Annotated in this window: 14 protein-coding genes; 10 read left to right on the top strand and 4 right to left on the bottom strand. The window is 57.4% G+C overall.

Annotated features, from left to right (window positions below; genetic code table 11):
• Positions 1-41: 41 nt before the first annotated feature.
• Positions 42-494 (top strand): universal stress protein, encoded by a 453-nt coding sequence (locus BJ985_RS02080; RefSeq protein ID WP_005323274.1) that lies wholly within the window; start codon positions 42-44, stop codon positions 492-494.
• A gap of 83 nt (positions 495-577) precedes the next feature.
• A complete protein-coding gene (locus BJ985_RS02085) occupies positions 578-1,018 on the top strand; it encodes a universal stress protein (protein WP_005323273.1) in 441 nt (146 codons plus the stop codon).
• Between the two features lie 67 nt (positions 1,019-1,085).
• On the opposite strand, the gene BJ985_RS02090 is transcribed toward BJ985_RS02085, so the two are convergent.
• The 4 genes from BJ985_RS02090 to BJ985_RS02105 all read right to left on the bottom strand — a co-directional run bounded on the left by BJ985_RS02090 (position 1,086) and on the right by BJ985_RS02105 (position 6,208).
• Positions 1,086-2,102: an App1 family protein phosphatidate phosphatase gene (locus tag BJ985_RS02090; protein WP_179386449.1), complete on the bottom strand. Its 1,017-nt coding sequence runs from the start codon at positions 2,100-2,102 to the stop codon at positions 1,086-1,088.
• A 20-nt stretch (positions 2,103-2,122) separates the two neighbouring features.
• On the bottom strand, positions 2,123-4,348 hold the full coding sequence (locus tag BJ985_RS02095; RefSeq protein WP_179386450.1) for a HelD family protein: 2,226 nt from the start codon (positions 4,346-4,348) through the stop codon (positions 2,123-2,125).
• Positions 4,349-4,511: 163 nt separating this feature from the next.
• Positions 4,512-5,528: a DoxX family protein gene (locus tag BJ985_RS02100; RefSeq protein WP_005323270.1), complete on the bottom strand. Its 1,017-nt coding sequence runs from the start codon at positions 5,526-5,528 to the stop codon at positions 4,512-4,514.
• A 77-nt stretch (positions 5,529-5,605) separates the two neighbouring features.
• The gene (locus BJ985_RS02105) at positions 5,606-6,208 is read right to left on the bottom strand and encodes an MBL fold metallo-hydrolase (protein ID WP_005327847.1); all 603 of its coding nucleotides are present in this window, start codon (positions 6,206-6,208) and stop codon (positions 5,606-5,608) included.
• A gap of 65 nt (positions 6,209-6,273) precedes the next feature.
• Between BJ985_RS02105 and uvrA the strand changes: the two genes are divergently transcribed.
• From uvrA to pheS, 8 genes are all read left to right on the top strand, one after another.
• A complete protein-coding gene (gene uvrA / locus BJ985_RS02110; RefSeq protein ID WP_179386451.1) occupies positions 6,274-9,114 on the top strand; it encodes an excinuclease ABC subunit UvrA in 2,841 nt (946 codons plus the stop codon).
• A gap of 7 nt (positions 9,115-9,121) precedes the next feature.
• Entirely contained in the window at positions 9,122-9,970 is an 849-nt protein-coding gene (locus tag BJ985_RS02115; RefSeq protein ID WP_179386452.1) for a serine hydrolase, read from the top strand.
• 270 nt (positions 9,971-10,240) lie between these two features.
• Positions 10,241-10,762: a translation initiation factor IF-3 gene (gene infC / locus BJ985_RS02120; protein ID WP_080970442.1), complete on the top strand. Its 522-nt coding sequence runs from the start codon at positions 10,241-10,243 to the stop codon at positions 10,760-10,762.
• A 36-nt stretch (positions 10,763-10,798) separates the two neighbouring features.
• Positions 10,799-10,993, top strand: a complete 195-nt coding sequence (gene rpmI / locus BJ985_RS02125; RefSeq protein WP_005323265.1) for a 50S ribosomal protein L35 — start codon at positions 10,799-10,801, stop codon at positions 10,991-10,993.
• A gap of 55 nt (positions 10,994-11,048) precedes the next feature.
• Positions 11,049-11,432 (top strand): 50S ribosomal protein L20, encoded by a 384-nt coding sequence (gene rplT, locus BJ985_RS02130; protein ID WP_005323264.1) that lies wholly within the window; start codon positions 11,049-11,051, stop codon positions 11,430-11,432.
• A 152-nt stretch (positions 11,433-11,584) separates the two neighbouring features.
• A complete protein-coding gene (locus BJ985_RS02135) occupies positions 11,585-12,037 on the top strand; it encodes an NINE protein (protein ID WP_179386453.1) in 453 nt (150 codons plus the stop codon).
• A gap of 108 nt (positions 12,038-12,145) precedes the next feature.
• On the top strand, positions 12,146-12,949 hold the full coding sequence (locus tag BJ985_RS02140; protein ID WP_179386454.1) for a TrmH family RNA methyltransferase: 804 nt from the start codon (positions 12,146-12,148) through the stop codon (positions 12,947-12,949).
• Positions 12,950-13,052: 103 nt separating this feature from the next.
• Positions 13,053-14,099: a phenylalanine--tRNA ligase subunit alpha gene (pheS, locus tag BJ985_RS02145; protein ID WP_179386455.1), complete on the top strand. Its 1,047-nt coding sequence runs from the start codon at positions 13,053-13,055 to the stop codon at positions 14,097-14,099.
• Positions 14,100-14,118: the final 19 nt, after the last annotated feature.

The raw sequence follows: 14,118 nt of genomic DNA on the forward strand, positions 1-14,118 counted from the left end.
TTTAGTTGTCACTGTGAAATAGTTCAACTGCAAGGAGAATAATGCTTACTTATAAAAACATTGCCGTCGGCACCGATGGCTCTGAAACCTCCCTGCGCGCGGTCCGCGCTGCGGCGTCCATGGCACGGGCGTACGACGCTAAGCTGATTATTATCTCAGCTTTTTATAACCACGCTGGATCCATGCTTGGTGCTCCGAGGGGCGACGAAGCCGGTCTGCCCGTTGTAAGTGAGGACATGGCCGGTACCTACCTAACCAATGCCACCCGTATCGCCGAGTCGGAGGGTGCGGAACACATTGAAATCGTAGGGAAATCTGGAGACCCAGTAAAAGCCTTGTTGGAAGTAGGTCAGGACTATGACGTGGACCTGTTCGTGGTGGGAAACCGCGGCGTGAATTCCGTTCGTGGTCGAGTCTTTGGTTCTGTCCCAACGGAACTAACCCACAAGTCAAAGGTAGACGTCGTCGTAGTTAATACCAGCGAGAAACGTTAATCTTTTTTCGTTGTTACACTGGCAGTAATGCCTCTGTAGGCTAAATAAACACTCCGGGTACACACCCACAAAGAAAGGTCATCATGAGCGACTACAACTCGATCGTTGTCGGTACTGACGGTTCTAAGTCTTCTCTCCTCGCTGTAGAGCGAGCAGCTAAGATCGCCGCCGCATTCGATTCCAATCTGATTATTGGTTGTGCTTACTACGAAAACCAGGAGCAGGCTTCCAAGACCCTGCGCCAGGATTCCGTAACCATTTTGGGCGATGAGAAGGCGGAGGCAAACCTCAAGGATGCTAAGGCACACGCTGAGAAGTTCGGCGCTTCCAAGGTCGAAACCGCTGTTCGCCCGGGCACCCCAGTGCAGGCCCTGATGTCCATCGTCAACGACAACGATGCTGACCTGCTTATCGTGGGCAACCGCGGCATCAACTCCCTGACCGGTCGCCTGCTGGGCTCCGTGCCGGCAGACGTTGCTCGCCAGTCCGACTGCGATGTAATGATCGTTCACACCGTCAGCTAAATGCGGTGATTAAAACCCGCCTTGGTCTTGTTGGAAGGCCAAGGCGGGTTTCGTCGTTAAGCGCTGTTTACTCCGCTGGGTGTGCAGCGTTGAATGCGGCGGCAATGGCGTCGCCGTTCGCGCCCTGAATCAAAGGGATAGAGAAGTGGCCCTCCTCATTTGCATCGGCCAAAGGGCTCAGGGAGCCGTGAGAGAGCAACTGCTCTTGCGGGCTCAGATTGCGGATGAGCACAGAGTGGATCCGGTCCGGATGCTCGTTAGCCACATCGCCGTAGGTGAGCGGATCATGCTGTCCGTCATCGCCAATGAGAATCCATTGCATATCCGGGTAGGCAATGAGTAGATTGCGCAGTTGAACACGCTTGTGCTCCTGCCCGCTGCGGAAAAGTCCCGTTTCCGTTGGGCCCCAGTCCGTCAGCAGCATGGGACCCGCGGGGAAACCATGGTGGGACAGGAATTTCTTGAGCGAGCCAAAGGTATTCCAAGCGCCCGTAGATAGATAAAACACTGGGGCTTGGGGGAAGCGTTGCTGTAGCTGAGCATAGAATTCAGCCATTCCGGGAACGGCCTGTCGCTTGCTAGGGCGCTTGGCCCAGGAATTCCACGCCGCCGTGAGCGCACGCGGCAGCCACGTGACAAGCACCGTGTCATCGATATCGCTAATGATGCCGATCTTGGCTGCCGGATCAACGATAAGCAGCTGAACCTCTACGGCTTTCGCGTTTGCGGCCTCGATTGTTGCCGTATGCCACCCGGGCTCTAGTTCGTGGTCATGGACTAGTAAGTCAATGTATCCGTTTCGATCGGTGGTGCCGGTGACAGTCTTTTCCCCAATAGTTACCGAAACATCGTGGTGTCCTACTTGAATGGTAAGAAACTGCTGGTAGCCGCGCTGACCCCACGTATCCTTCTTGCCTTCATCAGGATCGTGCATGAGTACGCGGCCGAAGATTCTCACCTGATCGGTGGTGCCATAGCCTGTATATCCCACAACCAGGGGCTGCCATCCACGCCGTTGGGAGCGCTTCAAAGTAATGAAGTTAAGTGAGCTTTCAGCTTTGCGCATGATGTCAGATAAGGCCATGGCATAAAGCTTACGGGAGCCTAAAGAACTTCGCCGCAGTCACCAACGAGCGTGAGGGATTGAGTGGCACGAGTGATGCAGACATAGAGGTTCTGCAATCCCTGTGGGGAGGCATCCACGATGCGCTGCGGATCGAGCACGACCACGTGGTCAAACTCGAGGCCCTTGTAGCGCTCCGCCGTGGCGGCGTCAATAACCGCTGTGAGCCTGCCGTCCTCTTCGCTGTGTACTCCAGGGACGTAGTTGCCCTGCTCAAGCCGGCGCACCTGCACCCCATCACGGATGGCTGTCGCCGGGATGGCATCAGGGTTAATCATTTCCAACAGGCCATTGGCCAATTCCGTAATGGGCTGCGGGGTGCGATAGTTGACGGTTAAGAAGTGGTGACGGAAGCGTTGGGCCACGAAGGGCTCGAGGGCCTCGCCCCAGTCATCAACACCTGCCGGGGAACCAGTCTGGGAGGTATCACCCACCAAAGTCATCCACCGCGAAGGGCAGCGGCGGAAGAGCATACGCCACTCCATAGGTGTTAATTCCTGGGCTTCGTCCACGATGATGTGACCATAAGCCCACGTATGATCTTCGCGGGCGCGTTGGGCAGTGGTGCGCTTATCGCGTACCTCCTGGCGGTGCGCCAAGGTTTCGGCGTCGATGACATCGTGGGCAGAGAGGATTTCTGCTTCAAACATGTCATCGTCATTATCTGTGGACTCGGAGGAGGACAAGATATCCAATGCGTCTTCCGCATCAGCCACTTGGTCGCGCCACGCCGCATCATCGGCTGCCTTCTTTTCTTCAGGGTTGGGTAGGCCGATGAGGACGGCAAGCTCGTCTAGCAAGGCCGCATCCGAACCCGTCCATGCTCGCCCCTCTGCGCGGTAGAGCGCTTCTTGGGTTTCCTCGTCATATCCGTGGGCGGCAGAAGCGATGCGCTCGCGTGAGGAGACTAGAGCAGCAAGTACATCGGTGGGGTGTAGTTCGGGCCAAAATTCATCGATCAAGGCTGTAACGGCCGCGTCCTCAGCAAGGTCATCGTGGAATTGATCGATATCAGCGCGCGAAAGAAGATTCTTTCCGCCAAGCGGATCGGCACCTACCTTTTCTGCCATTTGCTGGGCTAGGTCCTCTACGAGGTGCTCAATGAAGGCACCACGCGCTTCATTGTGTGGCTTGCGCGAGCGGCGTGCACGTGTGCGGGCGCTTTTCACCATCCTTGGCGTGACGCTTAAGGTAAGGCCGTCGACTGCTAGTGCGCGGGGGGCGTCGGGAAGCAGCTGGTAGTCCTTGACCGCGGTGGAGAGGATTTCCACCATGGCGTCGCTGCCCTTGATTTCCCGAGCCACGAGGTCTTCTTTGTGTTCCGGTTCGATTCCAGGGAAGAGTCCGCCGATGGTGGAGAGCACCACGCCGGTCTCGCCCAGTTCTGGGAGCACGCGCGAAATATAGTCCAAGAAGCTGCTATTGGGGCCAACGATGAGTACACCGGTGGTAGAAAGCAGCTCGCGGTGGGTATAGAGCAGATAGGCAACGCGGTGCAGCGCAACTGCGGTCTTGCCGGTGCCGGGGCCGCCTTCTACCACCATTACGCCGCGGGTGTTATCGCGGATAATCTCGTCCTGCTCCCGCTGAATGGTCTCCACAATGGAAGCCATGTGACCCGTGCGGGCTCGCTGCATAGCGTGGTAGAGAGCGGATTCGCTCGCTACGCCGGCCTCTTCTTCACGCACGCCGGGACCGGCAAGGACCTCATCATGAATGCCGGTGACGGTGCGCCCCTTGGTGCGGATTTGGCGGCGGGTGTGCACGCCTTCTGGTTGGGCGGTGGTAGCGAGATAGAAGGGCCGTGCCATGGGGGCACGCCAATCTAGAAGGAGCGTGCGATAGTCCTCTTCACGCGCATCGAGTCCCATGCGGCCGATGTAGCGGCGATCTAGGCCTTCCGCGGTGGGATTGTCACCGGGGGCGTCAATATCGATGCGGCCAAAGACCAATCCCATTTGGGCCACATTGAGACGATCCAGCTTGGCTTGGAGCCCGTGGTATTCCGTTTCGCGGCGTACCAAGGCATCTGCGTCCGGGGTGGAGGGATCTACGTCCGCCTGCACCTCATTGAGCCGTTCATTTGCTGCAGCCACCTCATCGTCGAGGCGGGAGAAAAGGCCGTCCACATAATCTTGCTCCGTAGCGATGGCTTCGCGCTCCGAGGAACCTGCGGCCGCCGCGTGCTTTTGGGATGCTGAGTTCACGTGACTCCTTGGTGATTGGACGTTGATGGGGTGGAAGGTGCCGGGCACGCTGTCCGGCGAGGGGGAGAGATGAGTTTAGACCCTGCTGTGACAAAGAACAACGGCCCAGCATAAGGCTGGGCCGTTGAGTCATCGCCGAGATACTCGGCCAAGGAAGATGTGGCTACTTAGAGCGCTTTTCCAGCTTCTTGATAGCTGCCTCAATCTTCTTATTTGCCTCCTGCTGCAGCTTGTCAGCGTGCTTGGAAGCCTTCTTGTTTGCGCGCTTGGACTTGGCGCCATCCAGCTTGGCGACGGCCTTGTCGGCACGTGCCTGAGCCTTGGTAGCTGCCTTCACAGCACGGGTACGGGCGATGTCGCGATTAGCCTGTGCGGTCTCGAGCCAGTCACCCTTATTGTCTTCAACGTAAGTCTTGGCGTTGTCGACCGAGTCCTCGATGAAGGACTTGGCGTTGCCCAGCAAGCCGCGGCCAGACTCCTGCCAATCGTCCTTGTTGTCCTCTACGTAGGTCTTCGCATCGTCAACATAGGACTTGGCGGTATCCAGCAGACCGCGGCCGGTGGACTGCCAGTCATCCTTGTTGTCGTCTACATAAGCCTGTGCCTTGGCAGAGGTCTCGTTGATCCAGTCGCCGGCCTTGGAAGACAGCTCGTTAGCACGGGCAGAGAGCTCTTCGCGTTTCTGCTCGGATTCAGATTTAGTAGGCAGCGCCTGCTGAATCTTCTTATTCGTGCGCTTGCCGGCCTTCTGTGCGCGCCAACGCAGGGAAGGCTTGCCCTCGGTGTCCTGGGTAGCGATAAATAGGGCGCCGAGCAAAGCGGTGTTGGTAACGAATCCGTTGCGGCGGGATTCCTTGTCTTCCTTGTTGTCTGCTGCCCAGAAGTTATTCTTGCCAATCAGGTTAGGCAGGGTTGCGGCGGCCAGTACCGCAGCGGAAGTGCGCGGTGCCTTGCCCAGAGCCAAGGTGGAGCCGGCGCCTACCTTAGCGCCGCCAATGGCGCGGGTAACTAGTTCTGGGTCATTGGGGATGTAGCCCTGGTACTCAGAAGGAACGGCCTTGCGCACGGTCTTGAGGAAACCCTCGGTCTCCTTGACATGCTCGGACGCGTTGCGCAGGTTGTCTACGCCTTCCCATACAAATACGGATGCCAGCATGGGGCGGGCAAGCTTGCGAATCATAGTCCTTAAAGCTCCTTAGCTCGTTGTTCTAGACCTATCGTGTGCTAGACCATTGTACGCGGAAAACCGCCTTTGGATCACCAGCGGCGTTCCCACCAGTCACCAAGCTTGGGTCGCTCCTCGCCCAAGGTCGTGGACTTGCCGTGTCCCGGGCGCACGATCGTATTGTCGGGGAACTCATCAAAGATGCGCGCGGTGACGTCCTTATATAGACGGACGAAGTCTCCCTCAGAGGTAGTCTTGCCCAGGCCACCGGGGAAGAGGGAATCGCCTACGAAGAGATTGGTGACGCCATCGATGCTTGCAACTAGGGCTGCACCGCCGGGGGTGTGGCCGCGCAAGATGATGACTGGCAGCTGAAGACCCGCGAACTCGATGGAATCGCCCTTGCGCAGCTCCACGTCTACCTCAGCCGGGATGGCGGGGGAATCAAGGAAGGAGGCGTAGTGAGTAGCACCCGTTTCGGACAAAATCTCCTCGAGTGCGCGCACGTGGTCCCAGTGGCGGTGGGTCGTGAGCACCGCGGTAATTTTCACTCCGGCCTTGCGGGCCATGTCGAGGATTGCGGGCGCGTCATCGGCGGCGTCGACAAGCAAGCCCTCTTCGCCCGCCTGAAGGAGGTAGCAGTTATTGTCCATCTCGGACACGGAAATCTGATGTAGCTGAAGCTCGTTAGTCATGTGTCCCAGCCTACGGGTACATTCGAGGGAAGATTGCAATCCCTAGTACTGGAGGTCTGAGCACAGTGGCTGATCGTTTGGTGGTGCGCGGTGCCCGCGAGCACAACCTCAAGGGCGTGGATATCGATATCCCCCGCGATAAAATGGTTGTTTTTACCGGCCTATCCGGCTCCGGTAAATCTTCGCTGGCCTTTGACACCATCTTCGCTGAAGGCCAGCGCCGCTACGTGGAATCCTTGAGTTCTTATGCCCGCATGTTTTTAGGGCAGATGGATAAGCCCAACGTGGAATTTATTGATGGCCTGTCACCCGCGGTGTCCATTGATCAAAAATCCACCAACCATAATCCACGCTCCACGGTGGGCACGATCACGGAGATCTACGACTACCTGCGCTTGCTCTTTTCGCGCGCCGGAACGCCGCACTGCCCAAAGTGCGATGCGGTGATTGAGCGCCAAACGCCGCAGCAGATCGTGGATGCGGTGCTAGATTTGGAAGAAAAGCTGAAGTTCCAGGTGCTTGCACCGGTAGTGCGTAAGCGCAAGGGCGAGTTTGTGGATCTTTTTCAGGATCTTTCGGCGCAGGGTTATTCCCGCGTGCGAGTGGATGGAGAGACCCATCAGCTCAGCGATCCTCCCAAGCTAAAGAAGCAGATCAAGCACAACATTGAGGTAGTGGTTGACCGCCTGCAGGTCAAGGCCTCGCAGAAGCAACGCTTAACGGATTCGGTGGAAACTGCCCTGCGTTTGGCCGATGGCCTGGTCACCATCGAGTTCGTAGATAGGGAAGAGCTCACCCACACGTACTCGGAAAAGGCCGCCTGCCCCAATGGCCACACCTTGACCATTGAAGAGTATGAGCCCCGTGCCTTTTCCTTCAATGCTCCGTTTGGTTCTTGCCCGGTGTGTGATGGTTTGGGTACCAAGCTGGAAGTCGATGTTGACCTGCTTATTCCGGATCCGGATGCCCCGGCGGTTGATGCGATTCAGCCGTGGCACTCCTCTCCCAACTCCCGCTACTTTGTCAAGCTAGTGGAGGGGCTGGGCAAGGCAATGGGCTTTGACCCTAAGACGCCAGTAAGTGAATTGACCAAGGAGCAGCGCCATGCGCTCATCTACGGCACGGACGAGGAGGTGCAGGTTCGGTACAAGAACCGCTATGGGCGCCAGCGCAATTGGACCGCGCCGTTTGAGGGTGCCACCGGTTTCATTCACCGCAAACTGGAAACGACCGATTCTCAGTCCCAAAAGGATCGCCTGCTGCAGTACACCCGCCGCGTGCCGTGTAGCACCTGTAAGGGCACCCGCCTGAAACCGGAGATCCTGGCCGTCCGCTTGGCCTCTACTACTCACGGTGAGCAGTCCATTGCGGGGCTGTGTGCGCTTTCGATTGAAGATGCCTCTGAGTTCCTGGACTCTTTGGTGCTGGGGCACCGCGAGGAAATCATTGCCGGTGCGGTACTCAAGGAAACCCAGGCTCGGTTGCGCTTCCTTCTGGACGTCGGTCTGAATTACCTGACCCTGGATCGCGGCGCATCCACGCTTTCGGGCGGCGAGGCACAACGCATCCGTTTGGCCACGCAGATTGGTTCCGGTTTGGCCGGTGTACTTTATGTGCTCGATGAACCTTCCATTGGTTTGCACCAACGCGATAACCAGCGGCTTATTAAGACGCTGCAGCGTTTGCGCGATATTGGCAATACCCTCATTGTGGTCGAGCATGATGAAGACACCATTCGGGAGTCCGATTGGCTCGTAGATGTGGGCCCGCGTGCCGGTGAATATGGTGGCGAGGTGGTCTACCAAGGCGAACCGGCGGGAATTGAAAAGGTAGAGGAGTCCTTGACTGGCCAGTATCTATCTGGCAAGAAGGTGCTCGCCGTCCCGGATCACCGCCGCGAGATCGACAAGGACCGCACCCTGAAAGTCGTGGGCGCGCGCGAGAATAACCTCAAGGGCATAAACGTCGAAATCCCGCTGGGAGTGCTGGCGTGCATTACCGGCGTTTCCGGCTCGGGTAAATCCACCGTGGTCAATGAGATTTTGGCCAAGACCTTGGCCAATAAGCTCAACCGTGCCCGCCAGGTCCCCGGCCGTGCCAAGCGCGTCGAGGGCGTGGAGCACCTAGATAAGCTGGTCCAGGTAGACCAGAGCCCGATCGGGCGTACCCCGCGTTCCAACCCGGCGACCTATACGGGCGTCTTTGACAAGATCCGAAACCTTTTTGCCGAAACCCAGGAGGCCAAGGTCCGCGGCTACAAGGCCGGCCGCTTCTCCTTCAACGTCAAGGGTGGGCGCTGCGAGGCATGCCAAGGCGATGGCACCATCAAGATCGAGATGAACTTCCTGCCGGACGTGTATGTTCCGTGTGAGGTGTGTGAGGGTGCTCGCTATAACCGCGAGACCTTGGAGGTGCACTACAAGGGCAAGAACATCGCCGAGGTTCTCGACATGCCAATTTCTGAGGCAGCGGACTTTTTCGAGCCCATCAACTCGATTCACCGCTATCTTGCCACGCTTGTCGACGTCGGCTTGGGCTACGTTCGCCTCGGCCAAGCCGCTACCACGCTTTCGGGCGGTGAGGCGCAACGCGTTAAGCTCGCCTCGGAGCTGCAAAAGCGCACCAACGGTAGGACCATCTACATCTTGGACGAGCCGACCACTGGTCTGCACTTTGAGGACATTCGCAAGTTGATGTTGGTTATCCAAGGCCTCGTAGACAAGGGCAATTCGGTGCTTGTCATTGAGCATAACCTCGATGTCATCAAGGCTGCGGACTGGATCGTGGATATGGGGCCGGAAGGCGGCGCCGGCGGTGGCACCGTAGTCGCCCAGGGCACCCCGGAAGATGTTGCGCAGGTGGAAGGCTCCTATACCGGAAGGTACCTAAAGGAAATGTTGAAGTAGGGACACAGTGAATAGTTACCGCCTCGGCGCCAGCCTGCTGGCAGCGCTCACTCTGTTTACGGTGAGTGCCTGCTCTAGCGATCCTGAGTCCGAGAACGTCTCAGCACCCGCGACGTCCTCTCCAGCGCCCGACCCAGACTTAGTGCGCACTCAGCTTGATCGTGCAGTAGACAAGACCGCAAAGAAGTACCACGCCAAGGTTGGGGTTGCTATTTCGGCCGGCGATGACACCATTGCTGTGGGCGATAAGGGCAAAGGCCCTGTTTGGTCGACCATAAAGGTCCCTATCGCCATCGCGGCGCTGAAAGACGGCGCAGATAAGAGCTTGGTCGACCTGGCAATCAAGGAATCCGATAACGATGCCGCCTACGCCCTATGGTCGCAGGTGAAATGGCGCGAAGGCTCCGCCGATAAGGCAGTAGAGGAATTGCTCGAAGACTATGGATCACACGCGGATATCCATGACACCGCTTTTGGCTACTCCACGTGGTCATTGAAAGACCAAGCAGTCTTCGGTGCTGAATTGCCTTGCATTGAGGAGGCGGACTACGTCCACAAGGTGCTCAAAGACATTGTGTCCTGGCAGAAAATTGGCCTGTCGAAAGAGAAACGAACCCGCGCTAAAAGCGGCTGGGGCTTGGACGAGGACGACAATGAGTACACCTACCGCCAATTTGGAGTTCATGAGGTTGCCGGCAAGCGCGTCGGCGTCGCGTTATCTGTGGTTACAGATGGCGAGGATTATGCCAAAGCCGAGCCAGCGGTAAAGTATCTCGCCCATGAGTTAGTGGACATCGTTGATAAAGGGGTAGAGAAGGGCAACATTGAACCAGTTGCTCAATGCAAGGACAGCTAGGCGAGTTGCGATTTGGTGGAAAGGGTAGAAGCTGCTATCCTCAAAGCCACTACCGCCCATGACGCCTTTTCGAGGTGCGTGGGTCACAAGCGGAGTCTCTCCCACCCGATGCCGCGAACACCGTTCGTAGGATAAAGGTAAAGGTAACCAAGCACTCGTGCTTGGCACTGTGAGAACTCCCGGCTGTCTTTGGCAGACCGGGTTTGATTCGTTTGTGGTCCCGGTAGGTGAACTACTTACTCATACACCCCCTAATCGAGGAGAACCACAATCAGCGCTGAAGCTCGCATCAATGAGCGTATCCGAGTACCCGAGGTCCGTTTGGTAGGCCCCGGTGGTGAACAGGTGGGCATCGTCCGTACCGATGATGCTCGCAAGCTTGCATACGAGGCTGACCTTGACTTGGTTGAGGTAGCCCCGAAGGCAAAGCCCCCAGTGGCCAAGATCATGGACTACGGCAAGTTCAAGTACGAGCAGGCTCAGAAGGCTCGCGAAGCCCGTAAGAACCAGCAGCAGACCGTGGTTAAGGAACAGAAGTTCCGCCCGAAGATCGATGATCACGATTATGAGACCAAGAAGGGTAACGTAGTTCGCTTCCTCGAGAAGGGATCCAAGGTCAAGGTGACCATCATGTTCCGTGGTCGTGAGCAATCGCGTCCGGAGCTGGGTTTCCGCCTCTTGGAGCGTTTGGCTGATGACGTCGCTGAAGTTGGCGTTGTTGAGTCCCGCCCCAAGCAGGATGGTCGCAATATGACCATGGTCTTGGGTCCGGTTCGCAAGGGCAAGAAGTAGACCAGATTCCACGTAGGATTTAAGGACTTAATACTCATGAAGCAGAAGACCCACAAGGGCACCGCAAAGCGTATCAAGGTGACCGGTTCCGGCAAGCTGCGCCGTGAGCAGGCTGGCCGCCGCCACCTGCTGGAGGGCAAGCCGTCCAAGCGTACCCGCCGTCTGAAGGGCACCGAGGCAGTCGCACAGCCTGACACCAAGCGCGTCAAGCGCCTGCTCGGCCGCGCATAATAGCGCCGAATCAACCCACATCCGCCATCACAATTTGAATTAAGGAAGTATCACTGTGGCACGAGTAAAGCGCTCAGTTAACGCAAAGAAGAAGCGTCGCGCGATTCTGAAGTCCGCTAAGGGCTACCGCGGCCAGCGTTCCCGCCTGTACCGTAAGGCGAAGGAGCAGTGGCTGCACTCCATGACTTACGCTTACCGCGATCGTCGCGCTCGTAAGTCTGAGTTCCGTAAGCTGTGGATCCAGCGCATCAACGCTGCTGCCCGCATGAACGACATCACCTACAACCGTCTCATCCACGGCCTGCGCCTGGCTGAGATCGAGGTTGACCGCAAGATTCTGGCTGAGCTTGCTGTCAATGACTTCGAGGCATTCTCCGCACTGTGCGAGGCTGCTAAGGCTGCTCTGCCTGAGGACGTCAACGCTCCTAAGGCTGCCTAGTTACTAGGAATACAACGCCCGTTTCTCCGGCTTATGTGCCGGGCGAAGCGGGCTTTGTTCGTTTTACACTCTATCTGTCTAGTGAGCTCGGTCTCGCATGCTACATTGAGTCCAGACCACGAGTGACCCCGAGACCAAGGAGCAGATTCCCTGTGACAAACCCAAATGGTAGCTACCAACCAGAAAATGGCGAGTATTCTAGCCAGTCCTATGACAACAACCAGGGGCAGCAGTACAACCCCTATAACCAGCAGGCCGGTTACCAGCCGCAGTACAACCAGGGCTATGCACCACAACCGAATATGGGTTCCTATCCGGTGCAGCAGCAGTATGTGGCGCAGGGACAGCAAAAGTCTTGGATCGCGACTTTGCTTCTGTGCTTCTTCTTGGGCTTCTTCGGCGCGCATAACTTCTATACCGGTCGCACGACCTTCGGCGTAACGCAGCTGGTGCTTAATATCTTGGGCTGGGCTACTTTCTGGTTCTTGCTTGGATTCGCATTTTGGGCCATCGTCGGAATCTGGGTCTTCATTGAGTTCATCATGATCATTGCCGGCGCCGGTGATTACGATAAGGACGCCCGCGGCGTGCCACTAGCTAAGTAGCACTCAACATTGTGATCCTGTTGCCATACCGGCAACAGGATTTTTTGTTTTGCCTACGCAGCTGGGTCTGAGTCTGGGGCTAGGCAACTAGTAGGTAGGGTAGGAGCCATGAATTTGGATTTTGACTCTGCCTTTACTGAACGCACCCCGCGCATTGTTAATGCAGCCAAGCTGCACCGCGCTGCTAACCGGAAGAAGGCGAAGCAATTCCTGATTGAGGGAGAAAACGCCGTAGATGCTGCGTTGTCTACTGGCGCTGCTGTCGATGTTTTCGTCACTGAAAAGGCCGCAGAACGCTTCGGTGACATTATTACCGCCTGTGGATACATGGGAGTGTACGTACATCCCATCACCGATAAAGCGGCTAAGCATTTATCTGATACCGCCACCACCACGGGGCTTTTCGCGCTGTGCAAGCCGGTCCTGTGGTCCGCGGGCAAAATCCTTAACGGCAAACCAAGCTTGGTCTCTGTTCCCGTGCTCACTTCGGAGCCGGGCAATGCAGGCACCTTGATTAGAACTTCCGACGCCATGGGAGCAGATGGAGTAATTTTTGCGGGCGAGACGGTCGATCCCCTCAGCTGCAAGGTAGCGCGCGCTTCGGCCGGCTCGCTGTTTCATGTCCCGGTAGCGCGAGACCCCAATATTAAGGACGTCTTGGGGCAGCTGCGTAAATCGGGCATGCAAATTGTGGCGACGGCCGCTGATGGCGAGGTAGACCTTGCCGAGGCAGACCTATCTCAGCCAACGGCGTGGCTTTTTGGCAACGAGGCCCACGGGTTGGGCGAGCTACTGGAAGAAGCCGATATGCGGGTGCGTATTCCGCTGCGTGGGCGAGCAGAGTCACTCAACCTGGCAACAGCCGCCAGCATTTGTCTTTATGAGTCCGCGAAGGCCCAAGAGCACAGCTAAGCAGATCTCCGAATGAAAAGGGGGTCCCTGGGGCGGTCGGGCTAGCCGGGACAGAGTAAGATTGCACGCGTTAGTTTTCGCGCGAGAAGAAGGTACGAAGTACGTGTCCGATACACCGCAGATCGAATTGACCGAAGAGGCTCTCGGGGCCGCGGCCGATAAGGCTATCGCAGCCTTCAACACAGCCGAAACGCTCGATGAGCTGGCTGCAGCCCGCCGCGAGCACCTAGGAGATGGCGGCTATATTCCGCAGGCGCGCCAGTCATTGGGGCAGCTGCCCAAGGATCAACGCAAGAGCGCTGGTAAGGCTGTCAACATGGCCCGCGGCAAGATGGAAAAGCGCTTTGCTCAGGTTAAGGATGTCTTGGAGCAAAAGGCTCGCGAGGAGCAGTTGCGAGCAGAGACCGTTGACGTCACCATTCCCACCACCCGCACCCAGACTGGTGCCCTTCACCCAATTACCGCACTCTCTGAGCGCATTGCGGATATTTTCGTCGGTATGGGCTGGGAAATCGCGGATGGCCCCGAGGTTGAGGCGGAGTACTTCAACTTCGATGCTTTGAACTTTAAGCCGGATCACCCAGCACGTACCTTGCAGGATACGTTCCACGTCTCCGGCGAGGGCTCTAAGCAGGTGCTACGCACGCACACCTCTCCGGTACAGGTGCGCACTATGCTGGAGCGCGATGTGCCGCTGTATATCGCTTGCCCAGGTCGCGTATTCCGCACCGATGAGCTGGATGCCACCCACACCCCGGTTTTCCACCAGGTAGAAGGTTTGGCCGTGGATAAGGGCCTGACCATGGCCCACCTGCGAGGCACCCTGGAGCACTTGGCCAAGGTGCTGTTCGGTCCGGAGACCACGACGCGCATGCGCGTGAACTACTTCCCGTTCACCGAGCCTTCTGCCGAGGTTGATGTGTGGTTCCCCAATAAGAAGGGTGGCGCTGGCTGGATCGAGTGGGGCGGCTGCGGCATGGTGAACCCCAATGTGCTGCGCGCCGTAGGCGTTGACCCAGAGGAATACACGGGCTTTGCCTTCGGTATGGGCCTCGAGCGCACGCTGCAGTTCCGCAATGGCTTGACCGATATGCGTGACATGGTCGAAGGCGATGTCCGCTTCACCCTGCCGTTTGGCGTACAGGCCTAAAACCCAGAAAGGATAGACA

This window comes from Corynebacterium tuberculostearicum, from assembly GCF_013408445.1.
Classification (GTDB): Bacteria; Actinomycetota; Actinomycetes; order Mycobacteriales; family Mycobacteriaceae; genus Corynebacterium; species Corynebacterium tuberculostearicum.

Excerpts from the sequence above, each read along its gene's own strand:
- BJ985_RS02140 (WP_179386454.1), top strand. The coding sequence starts at position 12,146 with ATGAATTTGGATTTTGACTCTGCCTTTACTGAACGCACCCCGCGCATT.
- BJ985_RS02080 (WP_005323274.1), top strand. The coding sequence starts at position 42 with ATGCTTACTTATAAAAACATTGCCGTCGGCACCGATGGCTCTGAAACC.
- rpmI (WP_005323265.1), top strand. The coding sequence starts at position 10,799 with ATGAAGCAGAAGACCCACAAGGGCACCGCAAAGCGTATCAAGGTGACC.
- BJ985_RS02085 (WP_005323273.1), top strand. The coding sequence starts at position 578 with ATGAGCGACTACAACTCGATCGTTGTCGGTACTGACGGTTCTAAGTCT.
- BJ985_RS02100 (WP_005323270.1), bottom strand. The coding sequence starts at position 5,528 with ATGATTCGCAAGCTTGCCCGCCCCATGCTGGCATCCGTATTTGTATGG.
- BJ985_RS02105 (WP_005327847.1), bottom strand. The coding sequence starts at position 6,208 with ATGACTAACGAGCTTCAGCTACATCAGATTTCCGTGTCCGAGATGGAC.
- BJ985_RS02090 (WP_179386449.1), bottom strand. The coding sequence starts at position 2,102 with ATGGCCTTATCTGACATCATGCGCAAAGCTGAAAGCTCACTTAACTTC.